We start from the raw sequence: 23556 nt of genomic DNA on the forward strand, positions 1-23556 counted from the left end.
CCTCGCACCTCCTGCGTCGGGCTGTGGGCTATACGCTACAATCCCTAACGCAGGTTTAACCGCTAAATTTTGTTTGTGAATTTATCTATAGTTCTCAAAATATAAGTTACTCTTTGTGATACCTTCTCACGCCCAGATGACTTGAAAAAAAATAAACTTATTTCATATTAATGATGATGGGTAATTCGAAAGTGGTTTTCACTTGTTGCCCACGTTTAGTTGCAGGAAAAATTTCAGGTAAGCCTTCTAAACTATGATAAAGCAAGCTGTCTAATTCTGGAATTTCGTGACGCGTTACAGAATCTATTTTAACTTGTAACAATTTCAGCTCCCCAGTTTCCGAAACCTGCATACTTAAAAGCATTGTGTCTTGAATATCTTGAGTAACCACAATTCTTTCGTCTTTCAAAAACTCCCAAATATGTAACGTTAAAACCCCTTGAAAACATGTTTTAAGATCCGCCTTAGACTGTACCGAATCACAAACCGAAAAACTAGGATATGCATCAACATCACTCCAATTAAACGTTTGTAACTCTTCCTTTAAAATGGCTTCTGTTGATGTTTTTTTTACATTAAAATACTCGCAAGAACAGAGCATTAAAACAGATAGAAAAACACAAATTTGTTTCATAAATTAAAACTAAAGCCGAAAAATACAATTTTTTTGGTTTTTAATCCCGCTTTGTTCAAAATAAGGCGTTTAATAAAGTTGATTTTCAATACTTTTCAAAATAAAGCATAAAAAAACCGAAGCATTAACTTCGGTTTTCATAATTAAAAATACATTTCACTTTTTAGTCTGATACTTAAAATACAATGGGCAATGAATATGGTACAGTAACTAATTTATTTTTTTGCATACCCGGAGTCATTTTAGGCAGTGTATTAATAACACGAATGGCCTCGGCTGCTAGTTCTGGCTGTGGTGATCTAGAACGGACGTCCTCTATTTCGCCTTTTTTATTTATTTTAAATATAACATTAATACGCTGCTGTCCTTTTAAGCCTAAACTATCAGCTATTTTGGTGTTGAAATTTTTAGCCACATGCGTCGTTACGCTTTTAGAGAAACATGCTTTACGTTCCGCTTTGGTTTCTAACTCTTCACAACCTGGAAATACAGGAACGTGCTCTACTACACCAAAAGGAACCGCTATATCTTCGTCCACTTGATCTTCTCTAACTATAATATTCTCTTTTTTTTCAGTATCTGAATGTGCTTCAGTAACGTGCTTTTTAGTTTTACATGAAGTATAAACTAACATTCCTAAAACTAAGGGTATTATTAGCGCATACTTAAATAACTGGGTTTGTTTTGACTTTGATTTTTGTAACATAATGATTCGTTTTTTGATTAATGATTGTTTAAAAAATGGATTGATGAATGATATTTTTTGAGTATCGAAAACCTGTGCTAATAAGTTTTGATAATAGGCGCTTTTATTTTCGTTTTTTACAACTTCAGCATCGGCTATAAATTCGTGTACTTCGGTAATTCTATTTTGATACATATAGATTAGCGGATTGAACCAAAATAAAATACGCAATATTTCGAACCCCACTAAATCAGCACTATGCTTATGTTTCACATGTATTAACTCGTGTTTCAAAATGGTTTCCTTTTCTGAATTTGCTATATTTTCACCTAAGAACACGTATTTAAAAAACGAAAATGATGCGCTACTATTTAAAAGATTTACTAAAACTAAATGTTTCCGAAATTCTTTAGGATTTACTCGAATTAGCTTAGCCACTTTACTTAGCTTAGACACAAACAAAATGGCAGAAACACCAACGCCTAAGTAAAAAGCAATTTCTAAAAACGACAAACTATTTGATAAAAATGTCTGGCTTGCGTCTTGAGTTAGCACATTGCTCTGTCCCTGACCTAAAACAACTTCAGGCAATGCAATAATATAATTTTGAGGTACTATGTCGCTAAAACTTTCAATCTGAATAAAAGGAAGTATTAACGACAACACAGCTGTAGTAATAAGATAAAATCTGTTCCAATTAAAAAAGGTTTCTTTTTTTAAAAACACATCATACACCAATAAAAAGAACACCTGAAAGGCTACCGTTTGAATTATATAATGTATCATTTGGTTTCGTTTTTGTTAATTTCTTTTAAAACCGATTCTAGCTCATTAATACTAATATCATTTTTTTTCACGAAAAACGACACCATACTTTTAAATGAACCTTGAAAATAATTATCGACCAATTTATTTATAGATTGATTACTGTATTCCTGCTGTTGCATTAACGGAAAATACAGATGCCCCTTTCCTTCTTTTTCATAGCCTACAAAACCTTTACTCTCTAAAATACGCACAATGGTTGATACGGTGTTATAAGCCGGTTTTGGCTCGGGAAATTGCTTTATAATAGCTTTTACATTGGCTTTTTGGAGTTGCCAAAGTATTTGCATAATATCTTCTTCTGCTTTAGTAAGTTGCTTCATTTTAGATTATTATTCATTCAACTAAAAACTTAGTTCAACAAATATAACTAATTATTTAGTTCAAACTAACTTTTTAGTTACAAATGTAACATTAAGCCTAAATATGCGTCTAATAATAAAACACTGTATTATTTTTATGGATATTATCTTAATTATTATTGCTACCCTTTTTATGCTACTTGGTATTATGGGAAGCTTTCTACCCGTTTTACCCGGCCCATTAACGAGCTGGCTCGGGCTTTTAATCGCTCATTTTACCGATGCTATCCCTATGAACAAAACGTTCCTGATTATTACACTACTTATCGCTACAGCTATTTGGATACTCGATTATATTATTCCGGTGATAGGCACCAAACGCTTTGGAGGCACTCGCTATGGTGTTATTGGCACTACTATAGGACTTATTGTGGGATTGTTTGCTCCTATACCAGGAGGCATCATTATTGGACCATTTCTAGGCGCCTTAAATGGAGAACTTATTAATAAGAATGATATTAAAACAGCTTCAAAAGCGGCTTTTGGATCTTTTATTGGATTTCTAACCTCAACATTTATAAAATTTGTTGTGGCTATTATTTATTTAGGCCTGTTTATTGGGATACTTATAGATTATGGTTCTACAATTTTTGTTTCCTAAAGTTACAAAATGAAGAAACCCTGTGGGTCTCTCACCTCCACAGGGTCTATGTAAATTGCTATTATCAACAAAAAAAATTGAGGGATTAATTAATTTTCGAAGTGTTGATACATCAAAGATAATATTTACTTTCCTTTTTGAACTGCGGGAAACCCGTACGTTATTTACGGGTAATCTATACTATTCAATAATAGCCTTAGTTTCGAGCGTGTAAAAAAAATGAAAAACATTACATTTTGCTACGGTTTGTCGATAAAACAGTAAAAAAACTACACAAAACCCTTTTTTCGGGCCTCATTTAGTAAAGTTTCGTCTTGTCCGTCTTGAACATCAAAGATGTCTCTTAGCTGTCTTTTTCTTTTTTCTACCGCACTTAATGAAATATCTAAATGGGCTGCTAAATTCTTAGTTTTCACACCTTGAGACAACAAATGAAGTATTTTTCGGTTTTTATCATCAATAACAATATCGCTAACTATAGATTTACGAATATGGTTATTTACCGTACCACTATAAAATGGTGGATTATTAAGTACGGCTTGAAAAGCACTCGCTAACTCGCTTGATGTAAGATCACTTTTAATTAAAAACCCTTCTGGGTCTATGGTTTTTATAATATTATGAATTCTGAAAGACTCATTAAACATGGTTAGAATGATAATTTTAGCCGTTGGCAAAACCTCTCTAGCGTATTCCGCTAAATCTTCCCCCGAACTCATAGAACCATCGGTTGATGGCGGTAAACTGATATCGACAAAGAGTACATCATATAATAATTGGCTCTCTACAGCCTTGTTCATATACGCAATGGCTTGATCGCAGTTATTTGCAATATCTATATTTAACTCTTGATTGTCTTTTTTAGAAAAAAGCAATGTATTCTGATACCCTTCAATAATCATAGGGTGATCATCAATCATTAATATTTTTAATTTTTCAATCATGTTGTTTAATTAGAGGATTGGAACTTCTATTATAACGGTGGTACCTTGCATTCTTATTGATGATATCTCTAGAGTACCGTTAATATCTTTAATTCTTGAATTCATATTCTTTAAACCAATTCCTGCTTTTGCTTTGTCGACATCGTATCCAGATCCATTATCATTTATTGTCAAGCAAATTACATTATTTTTTGATTTTAAACTAATATTTACTTGAGTTGCACCCGCATGTTTGTAAATATTATGTAATGTTTCTTGTATAATTCTATAAATGTGAATCTTCTTCTTATTATTAACATCATCCCAACTTATGCCTTCATCATATTCTAAATGCGCTTCATATTCGTAAACTTGAGTTTGCGTTTCTACTAGGGTTTTAATAATATCGATATAACCTGAACCAGAAACAAAATCGGTATTTAACTCGTGTGATACTTTACGAATTTCATCTTCAATAATTTTTAATTCGTTTATATAAGATCCTCTCGATTTTATAGCTTCCTCACTATTGTTCATATTTAAGCTATCTAAACTTAAACGGGTACCAAACAATCGTCCTAAAACACCATCGTGTAGTTCTTCTGAAATACGTTTCTTTTCTAGCGTACGCGCTTCTTCAATACTTTCATTCTGCGAAAGCATCAGGTTATAAATTTCTTCGTTAGTTTCTTGTTGTGTTTGCATAAAACGCAGTTCAACATTGTTATTTCTCTGAGTTATTACAAGATATAGCAAAATAGAGGCTATAACAATAACTACAGAAATAATAAACAACCACATACGCTCCTTGGTAAGTTGTATATTTTCTTGTTCTTTTTGGCTGGTTTCAAAACGAATTCTAGCGAATTTATTTCGAATATTACGTTCATTTTTATATAAACTATCGCTGAGTTTGATGTAAGAATTATAATATTCTATAGCGAGACTATCTTCCACGATTTCGGAAAGTAGAAGGTAGGATTTTAATAAATCGTCGGTATAATATTTTTGTGCAATATCCTTAGTGCGATATGCATAATATCTTGATGAATCTAAGTTTCTGTTATTATCATGATAATACTCTGCTAAATGCCGATTTATAATAATTGAATTATAGCCATCTTTAGCTAAACTATCGGATACTTTTAAAGCTTTATGATATAATCCTGGTAATTTTTCAAGATTATTTGAAAGGTATAATGTGTGAGCATAATTATCTAAAACCAGCGCATAGACAAGAGGACGCTCATTTTTTAAATTTTTATTAGCTAAAATTTCACTATAATAGCTTAAGGCTAAATTATATTGTTGATTTTTTTTATAAGTGTTCGCTAGATTATTTTTAGATGCATCAATACTAGCCTGAACTTTCAAAACACTTTTTAGTTCAAGTGCTTTTTTATGATACTCAATAGATTCTTCGAATTGCTCTAACTCTTTAAAAACAATTCCTAAATTGTTATAAATATACGATTTAGTAACCATTACCGATTCCGTCTCGTAGAGCGGCTCCAATAAACTAATCGCCTCAAAACTTGCAACTTCGCTACCTATGAAGTCTTTTTCGTTTTTTAAAATTACAGAAATACCATAAATAGTAAGTGCCAATTTATAGTCGTTTCCTATATTTCTATAAATTTTTTCGGCCTTATGATAATAAAAATAGGCGCTATCTGTATAAGCGGTTTCCTTTCGGAATAAAGATCCAATACGATAATCTGTATCGGCAATTAAAGATGAGTCTTGCGTTTTTAAATTGAAAATAGTTCTTTTTAATGAATCTATTTCCTTTAACACTCCTCTATTACTTTGAGCAAAAGATAAATTACAAAAAAATATTAATATGAATATGCTTAACCGCAACCGTAATGTATTTGAGATTCCTTCAAATGTATTATTATTTTTCTATCATATTAAACTTTATCGCATTTATTCGTCAATATCGCCGCCTGTGAAATATGCTAAATTAGTTTCTTCGCCATCTGCTACTTCATCAATATCGCCGCCAGTGAAATCTGTAAAATCTTCTGATACGTTTCCGTCGTTTAAATCTTGTTCAGTACATGAAGTAAATCCTACTACTAATAATACTAATACGAATGTGATTTTTAATGTTTTCATTTTTGTGTGTTTTTAGGTGAATTTTTTATTATTTAAGTGTGCTATTATGGATTGTAATTTATTCGTCAATATCGCCGCCTGTGAAATATGCTAAATTAGTTTCTTCCCCATCTGCTACTTCATCAATATCGCCGCCTGTGAAATCTGTAAAATCTTCTGATACGTTTCCATCATTTAAATCTTGCTCGGTACATGATGTAAATCCTACTACTAATAATGCTAATACGAATGTGATTTTTAATGTTTTCATTTTTGTGTGTTTTTAGGTGAATTTTTTATTATTTAAGTGTGCTATTATGGATTGTAATTTATTCGTCGATATCGCCACCTGTGAAATATGCCAAATTAGTTTCTTCCCCATCTGCTACTTCATCAATATCGCCGCCTGTGAAATCTGTAAAATCTTCTGATACGTTTCCGTCGTTTAAATCTTGCTCAGTACATGAAGTAAATCCTACTACTAATAATGCTAATACGAATGTGATTTTTAATGTTTTCATTTTTGTGTGTTTTTAGGTGAATTTTTTATTATTTAAGTGTGCTATTATGGATTGTAATTTATTCGTCGATATCGCCGCCTGTGAAATATGCTAAATTAGTTTCTTCCCCATCTGCTACTTCATCAATATCGCCGCCTGTGAAATCTGTAAAATCTTCTGATACGTTTCCGTCATTTAAATCTTGCTCAGTACATGATGTAAATCCTACTACTAATAATGCTAATACGAATGTGATTTTTAATGTTTTCATTTTTTGTGTGTTTTTAGGTGAATTTTTTATTATTTAAGTGTGCTATTATGGATTGTAATTTATTCGTCGATATCGCCGCCTGTGAAATATGCTAAATTAGTTTCTTCCCCATCTGCTACTTCATCAATATCGCCGCCTGTGAAATCTGTAAAATCTTCTGATACGTTTCCGTCGTTTAAATCTTGCTCAGTACATGATGTAAATCCTACTACTAATAATGCTAATACGAATGTGATTTTTAATGTTTTCATTTTTTGTGTGTTTTTAGGTGAATTTTTTATTATTTAAGTGTGCTATTATGAATTATAATTTATTCGTCAATATCGCCACCTGTGAAATATGCTAAATTAGTTTCTTCCCCATCTGCTACTTCATCAATATCGCCGCCTGTGAAATCTGTAAAATCTTCTGATACGTTTCCGTCGTTTAAATCTTGCTCAGTACATGATGTAAATCCTACTACTAATAATGCTAATACGAATGTGATTTTTAATGTTTTCATTTTTTGTGTGTTTTTAGGTGAATTTTTTATTATTTAAGTGTGCTATTATGGATTGTAATTTATTCGTCGATATCACCGCCTGTGAAATATGCTAAATTAGTTTCTTCCCCATCTGCTACTTCATCAATATCGCCGCCTGTGAAATCTGTAAAATCTTCTGATACGTTTCCGTCGTTTAAATCTTGCTCAGTACATGATGTAAATCCTACTACTAATAATGCTAATACGAATGTGATTTTTAATGTTTTCATTTTTTGTGTGTTTTTAGGTGAATTTTTTATTATTTAAGTGTGCTATTATGGATTGTAATTTATTCGTCGATATCGCCGCCTGTGAAATATGCTAAATTAGTTTCTTCCCCATCTGCTACTTCATCAATATCGCCGCCTGTGAAATCTGTAAAATCTTCTGATACGTTTCCGTCGTTTAAATCTTGCTCAGTACATGATGTAAATCCTACTACTAATAATGCTAATACGAATGTGATTTTTAATGTTTTCATTTTTTGTGTGTTTTTAGGTGAATTTTTTATTATTTAAGTGTGCTATTATGGATTGTAATTTATTCGTCGATATCGCCGCCTGTGAAATATGCTAAATTAGTTTCTTCCCCATCTGCTACTTCATCAATATCGCCGCCTGTGAAATCTGTAAAATCTTCTGATACGTTTCCGTCGTTTAAATCTTGCTCAGTACATGATGTAAATCCTACTACTAATAATGCTAATACGAATGTGATTTTTAATGTTTTCATTTTTTGTGTGTTTTTAGGTGAATTTTTTATTATTGAGAGTAAAATAACGATGAAGAATACTATTAAATTTCAGTAAAAAAACTTGATAATTATCTTAAAATCAACACTGCAAAAGTACACAAGAATTTGTATAATCTTGCCTCAAAATGAAATTTGACATGAAAAAAAGTGGAAAAACATGCCTTTTTGACATGTTTTTAAGTGTGGTTTTCCGCATAGAAAACCCCATAAACACTAGGATGAGGAGTAATTCTCTTAGTGAAAAATAAGGACAAAAACAAATTTTATCGATGAAATGCACTCATCTTACAAAGTAGACTTGTTTTTAACGATGCTTGTTTTAACGATTTTTGTTTTAACATCAGGGTTCGCGGGCAAATTTTGCATTCGCGTAATAAGCATTTGAGCCGCACTAATTCCCATAGCTTTCGCATGTTGCCTAATTGTGGTCAATTTTGGCAAAGTATGATTAGAGTCCGATTTACTCGCGAAGGCAATGACAGAGACGTCTTTCGGCACTTTTAAACCAAAATTTATAGCCGTATTTAGGGCTATTATACCCGAAGAACTGTCGGCAGCAACAATAGCGTCAATAGTTTTATTTTCCTTAAAAAAGTTCTTTATTATCTTTTGATGATCATCTTTTTTCTTTTTAATTTTTAAAACTAAAGGCTCTTGTTTTCCTTGTTCTAAAATAGCTTTATTATACCCTCGTTCGCGTAATTTTCCAACACTCAAATCGTTAATATTACTTATAAAAGCAATGTTCTTTCGCTTCTCTTTTATTAAGCTTTTTGTAGCATTATAAATCGCATCAAAATCGTCAACAATAACCTTATCACACATTACATCATGAGCTACCCTATCAAACATAACAATAGGTAATCCTTGCTTTATAATTTGCTTAAAATGTTCAATTTCGTTGTTAATTTGAGTTTCTTCGGCCACCGATAAAATAAAGCCATCAACACTACCACTTGCTAATAATTGTAGACTTTCTTTTTCTTTTACCAACGACTCGTTCGATATACAAGTAATTATATTATAGCCATGTTTTGCGGCTTCAGTTTCAATACCAAAAAGGACTTTGGCTATAAACCGGTTTAGAATATTTGGGATAATAACACCAATTGTTTTCGTCTTGTTGTTCTTTAAGCTTAGGGCGACTTTATTGGGCTTGTAGTTATATAATTCGGCAAGTTCTTTAACGCGTTTTACAGTTTCTTCTCCAATTTCTTCACTATTATTTAAAGCTTTTGAAACCGTCGAAATAGACACGTTTAACTCTTTTGCCAACATTTTTAAAGTAACCATACAATTTTATATAAAAGAAATGCAATTTACGAAAATACTTTTTGTCAATAACTGTCTCAAAAATTAAGTTTTATTTATTTTACTTTTACCAAAACAGACTTAAACACATAACACTCGCTAATAAAACATTTTTTTCATAAACACCAACATGACCGAGCTTATAATAAAAGACAAAACCACCACGGATGAAACAATTAAAATTGAACCTTTCAGAAAAAACATTAGACAAACAAAACCTCATAAACATAACAAATATTTAGAGTTTATATACTTTTCAAAAGCTAGCGGATACCATGTTATCGATAACTTTAAAATAGAAATAAAACAACCCGTTTTCTTCATAGTAAGAAAAGAACAAGTGCATTACTGGAACTTAAATTCGGAGCCAGAAGGCTATGTGATCATTATAAAAGAATCTTTTATTTCTCAATGTTTAGACATAGAAATCAAACAACAATTTCTAAAAATAAGTGCGTTTTCATATTTAGAACCCGAAAACAACATCACCATAGAGCAACTCTTCATTCTTCTAAGTAAAGAAAACACAAACCCAAATAATAAAACAGTTATAGAAGGCTTACTCAAAGCTTTATTAGGTAAACTACTTCAAATTGAAAGTCCAAAGCAACCACAAAACACCTCTATTTATCACAAATACCTAGAGCTATTACATGCTCAAGAAAAGCTTTCGAACAGTGTAAAGCACTACGCTAACTTATTAAACACGAGCCCACAAAACTTAAACACAAATTGCAGAAATGAGTGCGACAAATCGGCTTCAGAAATCTTATCCGATTTTATTTTAAGCGAAGCCAAACGCCTACTGATCTACTCAGAAAAAAACATTTCAGACATAGCGTATTCACTCTCTTTTAGAGATAACTCTCATTTTACTAAATATTTTAAACGCCACGTAGGCCAAACACCAAGTGAGTTTAAAGCAAACACCTCATATATACCATGAATTTTTCAAAAAAGCCATTTTATTTTAATCAATTAGCATAGTTTTGTCCCAAACAAAAACCTAACGCTAAAGCATGAAAACCAAAATTTCAATTCTACTCACACTACTCTTTTTCACCACATCATTAATGCAAAGTCAAATAATTGGTAAAATTATAGATGCAGACATTAATGAGCCCTTAGAATATGCGACAGCTGCATTATTTAACACCGACGGAAAATTAATTACAGGCGTTGTAACAAAGGCTGATGGTTCTTTTTCCTTGGAAGACATAAAAGCAGGAGGCTACTATTTGGAAGCTTCTTTTATGGGATACACCTCTTTTAAAAGCGAAACTATTACTGTAAACAGGAAAGGACAAACTATTGATTTGGGTGCCTTAAAACTGACCTTAGGAAGTCAGTTAAATGAAGTTTTAGTAAAAGCTGAACGCTCGGCCGTAGTGCATAAAATTGACCGTCAAGTATTCGACACCAAAAAATATCAAAATAGCGAAGGCGGCAATGCAGTCGATGTTATTAAAAACTTACCATCGGTTACTGTCGATGGCCAAGGCGAAATTAGTGTACGTGGCAGTAAAGGTTTTACCGTGTTAGTAAATGGCAAACCCACTCAAGGTGATGCCAGCGCTATTTTAGCACAACTACCAGCAAATGCGCTAGAAACCGTGGAGCTTATTACAGCTCCTTCTGCAAAATACGATCCGGAAGGCAAAGGCGGTATTTTAAATATTAAAACTAAAAAAGGTGCTACAAACGGTACTTTTGCTCAGGTAAATCTTCGTGGTGGCTTTCCATCTATTGAACCTTACGACACTAAAGTAGCCGCACAACGTTTCGGCATTGATGCTACAGTTAACAAACGTACCGATAAATGGAACATCTCACTTGGCGCCAGTTACCAACGCAACGATAAAACTGGCCGAAGAGAAGGCAATATGTTTATTATAAACGATGCCGAAAACAAAACCACCTTTCTACCTTCGGATGGCGAACGTAGCTTTGACGACATTAGCTATAATGGTCGTTTTAATGTCGATTTTACACCCGATGAAAACAACGAATTTTCTTTAGGTTTTTTCGCAGGAAAACACACCAAAGAAAGGTTAGCAGATATTGTATATTATGATAATCATGCCGTTTCTCCAATTGGGACCGAAAACAGATTATACACTTTTGAATACTACAACCACAACCTTAGAATTCGTAAAGGAGACTTTGCTTTAGGAAGTTTTGATTATGCCCATAAATTTAATAACAACTCAAAATTATCAACGTCTATCCTATACGAATACACCTTTTTAGGAGGCCCAACAGTGAATGATAACTTAGGACATCCGGACAACTCGATTATCTATCAACAAGAATACAACACGAATGACAATCCGCTTTACGGAACCCGTTTCAACCTAGATTATTTATGGAAACCGTTTTCATTCGGAACCATTGAAACAGGTTATCAATACCGAGATATCGATCATAAAGGCGAGTTTATTTACGAACGTGATGGTAATTTAGTATCTGAATTTTCTAGTGATATTCAATTAAAACGTGCTATTCATTCAGGTTACGCACAATTAACAGGTAAGAAAAACAAATGGGATTATGCAGCCGGCGTTCGTCTAGAATCAATGGATAGAACTTATACTGAAGCCTTAAAAAGCGAAACCACAACCAATTTATACGAATATGATTTTGTAAAATTATTCCCTTCAGCATCGCTTCAATATGCTTTAAATGAAAAAACAAATATTAAAGCAGCCTATAGTAAACGTGTAGAACGTACCACCACTTTAAAAATGAATAGTTTTGCGGAACGCGAACATTCTGAAGTTTTTGAGCAAGGTGATAATACACTATTACCAGAATTTATCGACTTAGTTGAATTAGGCCTAACCAAAAAGATAAAAGGCGGAAACTCGATATACGCAACCGCTTATTTTAGACACACCGATAATGTAATAAACCGCGTAAACACTTTAGCTTACGAAACAAATGGCGCCGTAATTGACAGCGTTATAAACCGTGTATATTCTAACGTTGGTAAAAGCAATGCTATTGGTTTAGAATTTGGAGCTACTATAAAACCAACCAAAAACTGGAGCAATGTTATTGGTGCCAATGTGTATAATTATGCTATTGATGGTGTTTTAAATTTTAACCATAGAGATGGTGTTTCTCGTAGTTATGATATTGATACGGAATCTGCTATATACTCTTTCAATGTAAATTCGACTTACTCGTTTTGGGAAAATGCATCACTTCAATTTACATTCAACTACCTATCTGCTAGAAACACAGCCATGGGCGAAGATTCTCGTTTTTACTCACCTAATTTAGCCTTTAGAAAAACCTTTCTTGATAATCGTTTAACCGCTACTTTACAATGGCAAAACATCGACATGGGTATGTTAAACACTAACGAACAAAGCATAACAACCTCGAGACCCGACCAATTTTACACTACAACAAATTATGTTTACGAAGTCGATATGGTTTCCTTAAACCTATCATACACCTTTAATACGGTAAAAAATAAATCTAAATTTATTGATAGTGAATTTGGTAAAAAAGAATTTTAATACCATTTAATAAATTATATATTAAATCCTGTAAGACCATTAAGTTTTGCAGGGTTTTTTATTTTAATATTTAACTAACATCGCTCTCAGTTCTAGTTTGTATTTTTGTTTTTTGAAAAAAATTATATGAATTTATCTGAAGTTAAACTTGTTGTCACCGATATGGATGGCACTTTACTGAACAACAATAGCGAAGTAAGCGATCGTTTTTTTAATCAATTTGAAGAATTAAAGAAACGAAACATTCATTTTGTTGCCGCAAGCGGAAGACAGTACCAAAGTATTTTACAAAAGCTTGACAGCATAAAAAACGACATTTCTATTATTGCTGAAAATGGCGGCGTTATGCAACATAATAACGAAACCAATATTCTATTAAAACTTTCTTCGGAAGATGTGCTGAAATCTATTAAAACACTTCGGGAAATTACAGATTGTTATATTGTTTTATGCGGAAGAAAATCGGCTTACATTGAAACTACAAATGCTGATTTTATTTCAAAATTTAGCGAATATTACACAGCCTACACATCGGTTAACGACTTAACACAAGTAACCGACGACGACTTCCTGAAAATTGCGGTTTACCATTTTGAATCTTCCGAAGCATGTATTTTACCACATATTTCAGACATTGAAAAAGAATTTCAAGTCACGGTTTCTGGACAGAACTGGCTCGATATTTCGCATGAAGACGCCAACAAAGGCTATGCTCTCAAAAAGCTTCAAAAGGACATGGGAATTAGTAAAAATGAAACTATGGTTTTTGGAGATTATAACAACGATTTACAAATGTTAGAGCTAGCGCATTTTAGTTACGCCATGAAAAACGCCCACCCAAACGTAAAAAGAGTGGCTAATTTTGAAACTAAAAGCAATATGGAACAAGGTGTAGAAACTATTTTAGAAAACTTAATACAGAGCGTTAAAATAGATTAGATATTACTAAACTGAAACATCTTAACTAAATTGAGGTGTTTCATTATAAGAAATAAAAAAAGCCTTTCATTTTTCAGCTAAGAAAAAGAAAGGCTTTTTAATTTTTAAAGCGGTATTCTGCTTATTTTCTAACAGCTTCAATAATAGCTAATGCAGCCTTTACGTCTTGCTCTAATTTAGCGTAATCTTTATTCGCTATAATATCTTTAGAAATTAATTGAGACCCCATTCCAACGCAAGTTACACCTGCATCGAACCATCCCGATAAATTTTCTTTAGTTGGCGAAACACCACCAGTTGGCATAATGCTTGTCCAAGGTTGTGGGCCTTTAATACCTTTTACAAATTTTGGTCCGTATAAATCACCAGGGAAAAGTTTCACGATTTCGCAACCTAACTCTTCAGCTCTTGCAATTTCAGTTAAACTTCCACATCCAGGAGACCATAAAACTTTTTTACGGTTACATGCAATTGCAATATCTTCTCTTAAAACAGGAGTTACTATAAAGTTTGCTCCTAAAGCCATATAAAGAGATGCTGCAGCACCATCGGTAACAGAGCCTACACCCATAATCATACCTGGTAATTCGGCAATAGCATACTTAGTTAATGCTCCAAAAACTTCGTGAGCGAAATCGCCACGAGCTGTAAATTCCATTAACCTTGCACCACCATCGTAACACGCTTTTAGTACTTTTTTACTTAGTTCAATATCGTTATTGAAAAATAAAGGAATCATTCCTGTATCCTTCATAGCTTGTGCCACTTCTAATCTTGAAAATTGTGCCATTTTTTTATTTTTTATTCGTTAAGTTAAATAAGCTGTTAAGCTGTTGATTCGCAAATAACGACTCAACAGCTTAACAAATAAACTCATATATTATCTTGCAACACGTCCTGAAGCATCTCCACCCATAAGTTTTTCAACTTCGGCAACAGTTACTAAGTTCGCATCACCTTTAATAGTGTGTTTTAAACAAGATGCAGCAACAGCAAAGTCTAATGCATTTTGATCATCTTCTGGGTATTTTAATAATCCGTAGATTAAACCTCCCATGAATGAATCTCCACCACCTACTCTATCTACGATATCAGTAATTTGGTATTGACGCGTTTGTAACATTTGTTTTCCATCGTATAAAACGCCTGCCCATGTGTTATGAGATGCAGAGATAGAACCTCTTAAAGTAGTAATTACTTTTTTAGCTCTTGGGAATTTTTCTGTCATTTGCTTACAAACAGATAAGAAAGCTTCTGCCTTAACATCATGTCCTGCTGTTTGAACAGCTGCTCCATCTGGCTTAATACCAAAATGCATTTCTGCATCTTCTTCGTTTCCTAAAACGATATCACAGTAAGATGTTAATTCAGTCATTACAGCCTCTCTATGAGCATCATCACAGTAGTTCCATAATTTAGCACGGTAGTTTAAATCTGTAGAAATAGTAATTCCTTTTGCACTAGCAGCTTTTACAGCTTCTAAACATACATCTGCAGAACCTTGAGAAATTGCAGGTGTAATTCCTGTCCAATGGAACCATTCACATCCTTCAAAAACATCATCCCAGTTAATCATTCCTGATTCAATTTCAGCAATTGCAGAGTGTGCACGGTCGTAAACCACTTTAGATCCTCTTGATACAGCACCTGTTTCTAAGAAATAGATTCCTAAACGATCGCCACCATAAACAATTTTATCAACACCAACGCCTCTTTTACGCATTTCCATCATGGCACATTCGCCAATATCATTCTTTGGTAAACGTGTTACAAAATCAACATCTATACCGTAGTTTGCTAAAGAAACTGCTACGTTAGATTCTCCTCCACCATAAACAGCGTCGAAATTATTTGCTTGTGAAAATCTTAAAAATCCTTGAGGAGCTAATCTTAACATGATTTCTCCGAATGTTACTACTTTACCCATTTTTTTTACTACTTATTTAAGTTTAATTGAATTCTGCTTAAACGTTTAACCAATGTCTTTAAAATAAAATCAAAACCCTATATTTTAATTGCAGTGCTTTGATTCTAAAAACTAACTCAGTATATTTGCTTAAACGTTTAAGCAAATATATAAAAAATTTTAATGTGAAAAAAAAAACTACTATAAAAGATATTGCTAACGTTTTAAATATTTCACCTGCTGCAGTTTCAAAAGCCCTTCATGACGACTCGCGAATTAGTGCGAAAACGAAGAAAGCTGTGAAACAAGTTGCAAAAAACCTTAACTACCAACCCAACCATTTAGCAAGTGCTTTAAGAAAAGGAAAAAGCAACTTGGTAGGTGTTATTGTTCCGAGAACCAATAGCAACTTCTTTTCTTCAGTAATCCAGAATATGGAAGAAGTTTTAAATAAGGAAGGTTATAACATTATAATTACCCAGTCGAACGAATCATACAAAAAGGAATGTGCCAATATTGACACCTTATTATTTACACAAGTAGATGGTATTATTGCTTCGATGGCTAATGAAACAGTAGATTTAAGTTATTATGAAAAAGTAAAATCGAGTGGAATTCCCTTAATTTTATTTGATCGTGGTGAGAATGATTTGAATGTAGATTATATTGGCATTAACGATTACCATAGCAGCCACATGATTGTTGAACATTTAATAGAACAAGGCTGTAAACGCATTGCGCATATTGGAGGGTTTAAACGTACACGAATTTTCAATAATAGAATTCGCGGTTATATTGATGCCTTAAAGAAACATGATTTACCGTTAGATACCGAACTTTTAATTGAAAGCAGTTTATCGATAGAAGATGGTCGCGAAAAAATGACACAACTTTTAGCCCTTAAACATAGACCAGATGCGGTTTACGTAGCTGGAGATTACGCCGCTTTAGGTGCATTACAGGTTTTAAACGAACAACAAATACGCATGCCAGAAGATATTGCTCTGGTTGGTTTTGGAAACGAACCCTTTACCGCTATGGTAACACCAACAATGACCAGCATTGAGCAACATAGTGTACAAATAGGAAAACAAGCTGCAAAAACGTTCTTAGAGCACGCCAAAAAAAGCACGATCACACAAACGTTAAACAAAATAATTTTAGACGCCGAATTAGTGATTCGCGACTCCTCTAAAAAAAAAATAAGCGTTACAGTTTTTACACCGTAACGCTTATTTCTATAAATCAAGTAGCTTAAAAAACTACCCATTTTTCACATTACTTTTTTAGCTTAGATTCCTAAACCTTGACCACCTGTAACTTGAATCGTTTCAGCTGTAAGGAAAGAAGCATCTTCGCTAGCTAAGAATGATACTACACCAGCTACTTGTTCTGGTTTTCCTAGTTCACCTAATAAGATGTTATTTTTCCAAGAAGCAAATACTTCTGGCTTAGTAGATTTAATTTGCGCGTGGAAAGCGGTATCAATAGTACCCGGAGATACTGCATTTACTCTAATTCCGTACTCAGCTAAATCTTTTGCTAACGCTCTAGTAATCGCGTGAACTCCAGCTTTAGATGTTCCGTAAACTCCAGCACCAGGTCCTCCAGCATTCCAACCAGCGATAGATGTGTAGTTAATGATAGATGCATTCTCTCCTTTTTTAAGGAAAGGTATTGCTGCTCTAGAAGCGAAAAACGTAGAATCCAAGTTTAAAGCCATTACAGATCTGTAAAACTCAGTAGTCATTTCTTCAAATCTAGAACGTCCACCTAACCCACCTGCGTTGTTCACAAGTACATTGATTTTTCCGTATTTTTCACCAATTTTATTGATGTTTGCTGTTACTTCTTCTTCTTTAGTAACATCAAATCCATAATATTCAGCAGAGATTCCAGCGTCAGTAAGTTCTTTTACTCTTCCAGCACCTGCTTCATCATCTATACCATTTAACACTACTGTGTAACCGTCTTTACCTAATCTTTTTGCTACTTCGAAACCAATCCCTCCGGTAGCTCCTGTTATTACTGCAACTTTTACATTTGAATTACTCATATTCTCTAAATTTAAACTTTATTATACTTGTTTGATATTAATTTTATTTTTCTTTTAATGGTTCAATTTTAGGGCATAATACCCAAACACTGGCCATTGTAATAATTGCTAATCCTGCTCCAATAATAAATGCTGGAGTATAATTACCTCCTGAAGTTAACCAAGGCACCAATGCTGTTAAACCAAATGCGCCTAACTTAGCTGCCATTCCTGCAAACCCTGAAAGTGTTCCAACTGTTTTTCCGCCAAATAAATCACTTGGTAATGTTTGCACATTTCCAATTGCTGTTTGGAAACCAAATAAAATAACCGCCATTAATAATACTGCTGTTACTGGTCCTCCTGGATTTGCCATTGCCAATAATGCAGGTAACATAATTACACAACCTAGTGTAATAACAAACTTTCTTGTTTTGTTTACAGTCCAACCTACTTTAATACGGTTTTGAGCTAATAACCCTCCAAACCAAGCACCTAACATAGCACCTACATAAGGCACCCAAGCATAGAAACCAATTGATTTTACATCCATTCCATAAACTTCGTTTAGATAAAGTGGAATCCAAAAAATGAATAACCACCAAATAGGATCTAACGCTGCTGATGCCAAAATAACACCCCAGCTTTCTTTATGCGATAGCATCGTTTTTGTATCTGGGTTATACCCATCATCAAACTCGCCATCGTCATCTTCATCTTGATTTTTCTGTCCTGTTAAAATATACTCACGCTCTTCATCAGTTATCCAAGGGTGATTTTTAGGTGGCGATTTTACTAAAATCCACCAAGGAACAAGCCATAACAGCCCCGTTACACCTACTAAGATGAAAATCCAATTCCAACTAAAATACACCGATAATAATCCAATGGTTGGAAATGCAATGATTCCCCCAATTGCGGCACCAGAATTAAACAAACCTTGAGCAAATGCGCGCTCTTTAGTAGGAAACCATTCGGCATTAGCTTTTGCAGCACCAGGCCAGTTACCAGCTTCTGATATCCCCAATAACGAACGGAATAAACTTAAAGTAAAAATACCTCTTGCGAAAGCGTGTAAAGCCGTTGCTATTGACCAAAACCCAATAGATAATGTAAACCCAATTCGAGTTCCTAACTTATCGAAGATTTTACCAAAAATAGCTTGACCAAAGGCATAAGAAAATATGAAAATAGTTGAAATTATCGCGTAAATACCTTTTCTTTCATCTGGTGTTTTATCAGGATACAAATCTTTTGCTATATCCGGCCAAAGCACAGGCAGTGCTTGCCTATCGATGTAATTTATAACAGTAGCTAAAGCAATTAAGCCTATTACCCACCATCTTAGACCTTTTAATTTCATAAGTTTATTTGTTTTAATTAATTTAGTTTAGTATAAATTTGAAACCTATAACCTCTAAGGTTATATTTCAAAATAGAGGTTCGTTTATTTAATTTTATAACAATATTGATATAGTATTTTAAAATGATCTTTCATTTTTTGTTTAGCCAATGCTGGATCTTGTTTTTTTATAGCTTCAAAAATATCTTCATGTTCTTGAATACCAACAACAGCTTGATCGATGTCGCACACATGATACTTACCAAAATCAATAATTATTTGTGGTGTAATGGTTAACATAAACGTATTCATTGTACTGTTTCCACAGGCTTTCGCAATAGCCAAGTGAAAAAGCAAATCTTCCTGAACAGCGTCTTCACCCGCTAAGGCTTTTTCTTTATAAGCATCTAAGCTTATTTTTATATTTTCTAAATCTTCATCTGTTCTGCGTAAAGCTGCCAATCGTACTGTTTTTAATTCTAACAATATTCTAGTTTCTACCAAAGACTTAAAATCTGGAGCTTCTAATCCTAGAATATCATCAATCATTCCGTTCATAGCAACAACACCTATGTTTGCGACAAATGTTCCACTTTGAGGAATAGATTTTAAAAGACCGTAAAATTCCATTTTTTGTATGGCATCACGAACATTAGAACGACTTACTTCAAACTTTTCAGACAACGAGCGCTCGGAGGGTAACTTATCTCCCGGTTCTAAATTTTTATAATTTATTAAACCTTTTATCTTACCTATAATATCGTTTTGAGTTTTCTGATTCTCGCTAATAGTAAGTATCTCTAATTTCATGTGTTCTTAATTTAATAATTATTAATAGCGCTATCTATTTTAGGCTAATCAATTAATGCCGTCCAATTTAAACAAAACCGATAAACATACCATTGCTTCTATCTCGTTTTTTTCATTTCTGCTAAACCCTCATCTTTAATGGCTAACCTCTAAATCATAATATTTTACTTTAGCATAAGCACCTTCATCTCTTGATTGAAAATAATTTCCTGCTTTAAAGTAATTTTCGAAAACGCCCCACTTTCTCATGTGCACATCTTCATATACTTTATATTCTGAATTATTTAAAATAACAACCATTTTTCCTTCTGAAATTTTAACTTCTAAAGTGAACTTTCTAAAGCCTACTTCTTGTTCAAAATTAAACCCATCGTCATCTCCCCAAGCATCCTCATGTAATAATGCTTCACCAGTCGCACTTAAATCTTTAAGTACTTTCGTTTTTACTCTAATTTTACCTTTATCCCAATAAATTTTCAATATCGGTGGCGCATTATTATCTTTTTGACCAATTAGATCCCGTTGCTCATTAGTTAATCTACCGTGAATTTGCATGATAATAACTCTATGATATTTACCTTCCGCATCTTTAGAAACCTCATCCATGGCAAGTTTCCCTTTCATGTTGGCACCTTGTGCAAAAGTCCAGTTGGTGTTATTATCTCCGGGCACCATTTGTTCTCTTAATTCCGTTCTGGTGTACTTTGTATTTGCTGTTGTAGCTACACTTGGGAACGAATAAAACACCAAACTTCCACTAGTAGAATCGTTGTACATATACGGTATCAACCTTTCGTCTGTGGCATAATTTAATATTTCTGGTGGTTCAATATTCATGGCGCCTCCTTTTTTATTAAGTTCTGGCGTGGTAACACTCCAATGACTTAAATCGATATTTGGAAGCTTAACTTTTTTATTCTTTTTTTTCTTCTTCTTAGCTTTTTTTTCTGTTTTAATATCCGAGTCTGTAACGCCACTTTTCTTGTTTTGAGAAGTCGCGTTAACAGATAGAAATATTGATAAAATAAGTACTAATAATTCTTTTCGGATATTTTTCATTTTATTTTTAATTATTCTGCTGGATAAACTTTAACGTTATCAATGTATAACTCATCATTAGTTATAGCATACATTAATATTGCAATTTCACCTGATGCATTTGAAGCAAAAACTTGTTTAACGACTTCAAAATTACCTTTACCGTTAGCCTCATCACCAACTAAAGTAAGTAAAGGCGTACTAGAAGCTGCTGTTGCGGCATCGTCATACCAACCGTCTACTATTGAAATAATAGCTCTATCTCCACCTTCAATATCATCTTTATCTGTTTTAATAGCATATTCATATTCTAAAATATAATTAGTATTAGGTGTTACCGTTATGGCTTGGTAACCATATCGTGTACCACTACCTAAAGAAGGTCCAGCAGATGTAGAACCTGTATATTTAGCTCCTGGTGTTTTACTTGCCCCAGAATCTCCACCTTCATAATTAAGCGGTGACCCATCAGAACTTGCGTTAAATGCATTTGTTGAACAACCAGAGCAACCTGCCGGTTTCCATCCACTTGTTCCGCTTTCAAAATCGCCATTTACAATTTCTGGATTAATAGCTGGTGGAACTTCTGGTTCAACAACCTCAACATCTAAAGTAAATGTACTTGATTTACCAAGTTTATCTGTAGCTGTTAATGTTACTGTATATGTTCCTTCTCCAGGGTAAGTATTTTCACCATCAATACCAGTTGATGAATTACCATCACCATAATCCCACACATAACCTGTTGCATTCGATGATGTGTTAGAGAAATCATAGGTTTCAAATTCTGATGTTACTATTGCCAAAAAACTTGCCGTTGGAGGTGTTTTATCCTCTTTGGAGTTAGCTTCTGGTAAATCAAATTCTAAAGCATTAATAGAAGGATCGCAAGATGTAAATGAAATACACACCATAAGTAGCAAAGCACTTACCGACGTACCAAATACGTGTTTTTTTAAATTAACAATTGTTTTCATATCTTTTTATTTAAAAATTAATTTATCCTAATTATAACCTGGATTTTGATTCATAAGGCCTTGACTTAAATTTATTTCATTTTGAGGAATTGGTAATAACAAATCCGTAGAAGTAAAGTTAAACCCGTTGGCAGTTGCAAACGCAGAAAGTGTAGATTGTGCTTCATTAAAACGAATTAAATCGAATAATCTTTGATTTTCAAAAGCCAATTCTACGCGTCTTTCAGCCAATAATTCTAATTTAGTTAATGTTGAAGGCGTATCGGTAAATCCAGCTCTTTCCCTAACTTCCATATAAGAACCTATAGCATTACCATTGGTTGTTTCTGTACCACCTGCTAAAATAGCTTCTGCATGCATTAACAACACATCCGCATAACGTAAAACGATCCAATCGTTGCCTGCTAGCTGTGGCAAACCTGTAAAATCTTGTCCATTGGTTCCTCCTGAATCACCATCAGGAAAATATTTGGCAACTTGATATCTAACTGTTCCTCCAAAAAGAGTAAGTGGATCTTCTCTGTAAGAGTTTTCCGTTCTATTACCTCCTCGAGCATCAATTGCAGCAACAACATCTGTGGTAGCGTAATTAACTCCACTTGTATGTCCTTGAGCATTCATCCATTCTGCTGAGAATATCTGACTGTTATCTTGTACACCACTATTATACCCTATGGCAAAAATAACCTCATCGTTCAATTCAGAATAAAATACATCATGAAAATCTTCTAGCTTATATTTTCCTCCATTTATAATTTCTTCACAAAGTAACTGTGCTTTAGTATAAGATTCTGAGGTACCTATAGTTAAATGTACTTTTGCTAATAATGCTTTCGCGGCATCTTTTGAAGCTCTTGTTTTATATCCATGATCTGCTATACTACTCGCAGCTGTTTCTAAATCGGAAACAATTAAATCATATATGATGTCAGTATCAACTCGAGTAAACTCTTTTTCAACTTCCAACGGAGCGACAACGCGATCAATTAACGGTAAATCGCCAAATAATCTCACTAAATTAAAATAAGAATATGCTCTTAAAAACTTAGCTTCACCTTCTATGGCTGCAGCTGCTTCAGCATCTTCAATAATTCCTAATTTTTCTATGATAACATTAGCTCTATAAATAGTTTCAAATGAACTTGTATAGTAGTTTAATACAAAGTTATTTGTTGGAAGTACAGCAAAACTTTCCATTTGTCCCGCATCTGAAGCATCTTCTGAATCTGGACTCTTAGTACTTGTATTATCGGAACGCATTTCTGTTAAGTAAAATTCCCACTGCACACCGTGGTTCAAATCTTTACTGCTAGTATTTACCCCTTTAATTGCGGCGTAAACACCTATTAAACCTGTTTCCAACTCATCGACTGAGGTATAATAATTATCTGTTGTTATCGCAGAGCTTAGTTCCGCTTCCAAAAAGTCACTACAAGAAACCGTGGAACCCACCATCAACATTAAAGCGATATATTTAAAATATTTCATAATATT

General features: G+C 33.5%; 28 protein-coding genes. 5 read left to right on the forward strand and 23 right to left on the reverse strand.

The genetic code is table 11. The features are described 5' to 3' along the window. Positions 1-157 precede the first annotated feature (157 nt). From QWY92_RS04050 to QWY92_RS04060, 3 genes are all read right to left on the reverse strand, one after another. Positions 158-634: a hypothetical protein gene (locus QWY92_RS04050; protein WP_290268638.1), complete on the reverse strand. Its 477-nt coding sequence runs from the start codon at positions 632-634 to the stop codon at positions 158-160. Positions 635-809: 175 nt separating this feature from the next. Further along, positions 810-2105, reverse strand: coding sequence for a M56 family metallopeptidase (locus tag QWY92_RS04055; RefSeq protein WP_290268640.1), 1296 nt, complete (start codon positions 2103-2105; stop codon positions 810-812). After that, the gene (locus QWY92_RS04060; protein WP_290268641.1) at positions 2102-2467 is read right to left on the reverse strand and encodes a BlaI/MecI/CopY family transcriptional regulator; all 366 of its coding nucleotides are present in this window, start codon (positions 2465-2467) and stop codon (positions 2102-2104) included. The genes QWY92_RS04055 and QWY92_RS04060 overlap by 4 nt, the downstream gene beginning before the upstream one ends. Before the next feature lie 136 nt (positions 2468-2603). On the opposite strand from QWY92_RS04060, the gene QWY92_RS04065 reads away from it, so the two are divergent. Next, positions 2604-3107 (forward strand): DUF456 domain-containing protein, encoded by a 504-nt coding sequence (locus QWY92_RS04065; protein ID WP_290268643.1) that lies wholly within the window; start codon positions 2604-2606, stop codon positions 3105-3107. A 269-nt stretch (positions 3108-3376) separates the two neighbouring features. Here QWY92_RS04065 and QWY92_RS04070 read toward each other — a convergent pair whose 3' ends face one another. The 12 genes from QWY92_RS04070 to QWY92_RS04125 all read right to left on the reverse strand — a co-directional run bounded on the left by QWY92_RS04070 (position 3377) and on the right by QWY92_RS04125 (position 9470). After that, on the reverse strand, positions 3377-4051 hold the full coding sequence (locus QWY92_RS04070; protein WP_290268645.1) for a response regulator: 675 nt from the start codon (positions 4049-4051) through the stop codon (positions 3377-3379). 9 nt (positions 4052-4060) lie between these two features. Next, positions 4061-5827 carry a tetratricopeptide repeat-containing sensor histidine kinase gene (locus QWY92_RS04075; protein ID WP_290268647.1) on the reverse strand — a complete coding sequence of 589 codons (1767 nt, stop codon included), beginning with the start codon at positions 5825-5827 and terminating at the stop codon, positions 4061-4063. A gap of 132 nt (positions 5828-5959) precedes the next feature. After that, the gene (locus QWY92_RS04080; RefSeq protein ID WP_290268649.1) at positions 5960-6151 is read right to left on the reverse strand and encodes a hypothetical protein; all 192 of its coding nucleotides are present in this window, start codon (positions 6149-6151) and stop codon (positions 5960-5962) included. Positions 6152-6209: 58 nt separating this feature from the next. Beyond that, positions 6210-6401, reverse strand: coding sequence for a hypothetical protein (locus QWY92_RS04085; RefSeq protein ID WP_290268651.1), 192 nt, complete (start codon positions 6399-6401; stop codon positions 6210-6212). Positions 6402-6459: 58 nt separating this feature from the next. After that, entirely contained in the window at positions 6460-6651 is a 192-nt protein-coding gene (locus QWY92_RS04090; RefSeq protein WP_290268651.1) for a hypothetical protein, read from the reverse strand. Between the two features lie 58 nt (positions 6652-6709). Further along, positions 6710-6901 carry a hypothetical protein gene (locus QWY92_RS04095; protein WP_290268651.1) on the reverse strand — a complete coding sequence of 64 codons (192 nt, stop codon included), beginning with the start codon at positions 6899-6901 and terminating at the stop codon, positions 6710-6712. A gap of 59 nt (positions 6902-6960) precedes the next feature. Further along, a complete protein-coding gene (locus QWY92_RS04100) occupies positions 6961-7152 on the reverse strand; it encodes a hypothetical protein (RefSeq protein ID WP_290268651.1) in 192 nt (63 codons plus the stop codon). Positions 7153-7211: 59 nt separating this feature from the next. Beyond that, complete coding sequence (locus QWY92_RS04105; RefSeq protein ID WP_290268651.1) at positions 7212-7403, reverse strand: hypothetical protein; 192 nt, start codon at positions 7401-7403, stop codon at positions 7212-7214. 59 nt (positions 7404-7462) lie between these two features. After that, positions 7463-7654 carry a hypothetical protein gene (locus QWY92_RS04110; RefSeq protein WP_290268651.1) on the reverse strand — a complete coding sequence of 64 codons (192 nt, stop codon included), beginning with the start codon at positions 7652-7654 and terminating at the stop codon, positions 7463-7465. A 59-nt stretch (positions 7655-7713) separates the two neighbouring features. Next, positions 7714-7905, reverse strand: coding sequence for a hypothetical protein (locus QWY92_RS04115; protein ID WP_290268651.1), 192 nt, complete (start codon positions 7903-7905; stop codon positions 7714-7716). 59 nt (positions 7906-7964) lie between these two features. Continuing rightward, the gene (locus tag QWY92_RS04120) at positions 7965-8156 is read right to left on the reverse strand and encodes a hypothetical protein (protein ID WP_290268651.1); all 192 of its coding nucleotides are present in this window, start codon (positions 8154-8156) and stop codon (positions 7965-7967) included. 306 nt (positions 8157-8462) lie between these two features. Continuing rightward, positions 8463-9470, reverse strand: a complete 1008-nt coding sequence (locus QWY92_RS04125) for a LacI family DNA-binding transcriptional regulator (RefSeq protein ID WP_290268653.1) — start codon at positions 9468-9470, stop codon at positions 8463-8465. A gap of 148 nt (positions 9471-9618) precedes the next feature. Between QWY92_RS04125 and QWY92_RS04130 the strand changes: the two genes are divergently transcribed. The 3 genes from QWY92_RS04130 to QWY92_RS04140 all read left to right on the forward strand — a co-directional run bounded on the left by QWY92_RS04130 (position 9619) and on the right by QWY92_RS04140 (position 13954). Further along, a complete protein-coding gene (locus tag QWY92_RS04130; protein WP_290268656.1) occupies positions 9619-10434 on the forward strand; it encodes a helix-turn-helix domain-containing protein in 816 nt (271 codons plus the stop codon). Between the two features lie 73 nt (positions 10435-10507). Beyond that, on the forward strand, positions 10508-13015 hold the full coding sequence (locus QWY92_RS04135; RefSeq protein WP_290268658.1) for a TonB-dependent receptor: 2508 nt from the start codon (positions 10508-10510) through the stop codon (positions 13013-13015). Between the two features lie 126 nt (positions 13016-13141). Beyond that, positions 13142-13954: an HAD family hydrolase gene (locus QWY92_RS04140; RefSeq protein WP_290268660.1), complete on the forward strand. Its 813-nt coding sequence runs from the start codon at positions 13142-13144 to the stop codon at positions 13952-13954. A gap of 121 nt (positions 13955-14075) precedes the next feature. On the opposite strand, the gene QWY92_RS04145 is transcribed toward QWY92_RS04140, so the two are convergent. Together QWY92_RS04145 and QWY92_RS04150 are read right to left on the reverse strand one after the other, a co-directional pair. Next, positions 14076-14744, reverse strand: a complete 669-nt coding sequence (locus QWY92_RS04145) for a bifunctional 4-hydroxy-2-oxoglutarate aldolase/2-dehydro-3-deoxy-phosphogluconate aldolase (RefSeq protein ID WP_290268662.1) — start codon at positions 14742-14744, stop codon at positions 14076-14078. A 90-nt stretch (positions 14745-14834) separates the two neighbouring features. Continuing rightward, complete coding sequence (locus QWY92_RS04150) at positions 14835-15881, reverse strand: sugar kinase (RefSeq protein WP_290268664.1); 1047 nt, start codon at positions 15879-15881, stop codon at positions 14835-14837. Between the two features lie 164 nt (positions 15882-16045). Between QWY92_RS04150 and QWY92_RS04155 the strand changes: the two genes are divergently transcribed. Next, a complete protein-coding gene (locus QWY92_RS04155) occupies positions 16046-17089 on the forward strand; it encodes a LacI family DNA-binding transcriptional regulator (RefSeq protein ID WP_290268666.1) in 1044 nt (347 codons plus the stop codon). A 62-nt stretch (positions 17090-17151) separates the two neighbouring features. Here the strand turns inward: QWY92_RS04155 and QWY92_RS04160 are convergent, their stop codons facing one another. The 6 genes from QWY92_RS04160 to QWY92_RS04185 form a co-directional block, all read right to left on the reverse strand. Continuing rightward, complete coding sequence (locus QWY92_RS04160) at positions 17152-17916, reverse strand: SDR family NAD(P)-dependent oxidoreductase (RefSeq protein ID WP_290268668.1); 765 nt, start codon at positions 17914-17916, stop codon at positions 17152-17154. 43 nt (positions 17917-17959) lie between these two features. Continuing rightward, positions 17960-19258, reverse strand: coding sequence for an MFS transporter (locus QWY92_RS04165; protein ID WP_290268670.1), 1299 nt, complete (start codon positions 19256-19258; stop codon positions 17960-17962). An 84-nt stretch (positions 19259-19342) separates the two neighbouring features. Then, the gene (locus tag QWY92_RS04170; protein ID WP_290268672.1) at positions 19343-20047 is read right to left on the reverse strand and encodes a FadR/GntR family transcriptional regulator; all 705 of its coding nucleotides are present in this window, start codon (positions 20045-20047) and stop codon (positions 19343-19345) included. Positions 20048-20182: 135 nt separating this feature from the next. Then, on the reverse strand, positions 20183-21106 hold the full coding sequence (locus QWY92_RS04175) for a polysaccharide lyase family 7 protein (protein ID WP_290268674.1): 924 nt from the start codon (positions 21104-21106) through the stop codon (positions 20183-20185). Positions 21107-21117: 11 nt separating this feature from the next. After that, positions 21118-22062, reverse strand: coding sequence for a PKD domain-containing protein (locus tag QWY92_RS04180; RefSeq protein WP_290268676.1), 945 nt, complete (start codon positions 22060-22062; stop codon positions 21118-21120). Positions 22063-22089: 27 nt separating this feature from the next. Further along, positions 22090-23550, reverse strand: coding sequence for a RagB/SusD family nutrient uptake outer membrane protein (locus QWY92_RS04185; protein WP_290268678.1), 1461 nt, complete (start codon positions 23548-23550; stop codon positions 22090-22092). Positions 23551-23556: the final 6 nt, after the last annotated feature.

Source organism: Algibacter miyuki (genome assembly GCF_030409805.1).
Classification (GTDB): domain Bacteria; phylum Bacteroidota; class Bacteroidia; order Flavobacteriales; family Flavobacteriaceae; genus Algibacter; species Algibacter miyuki.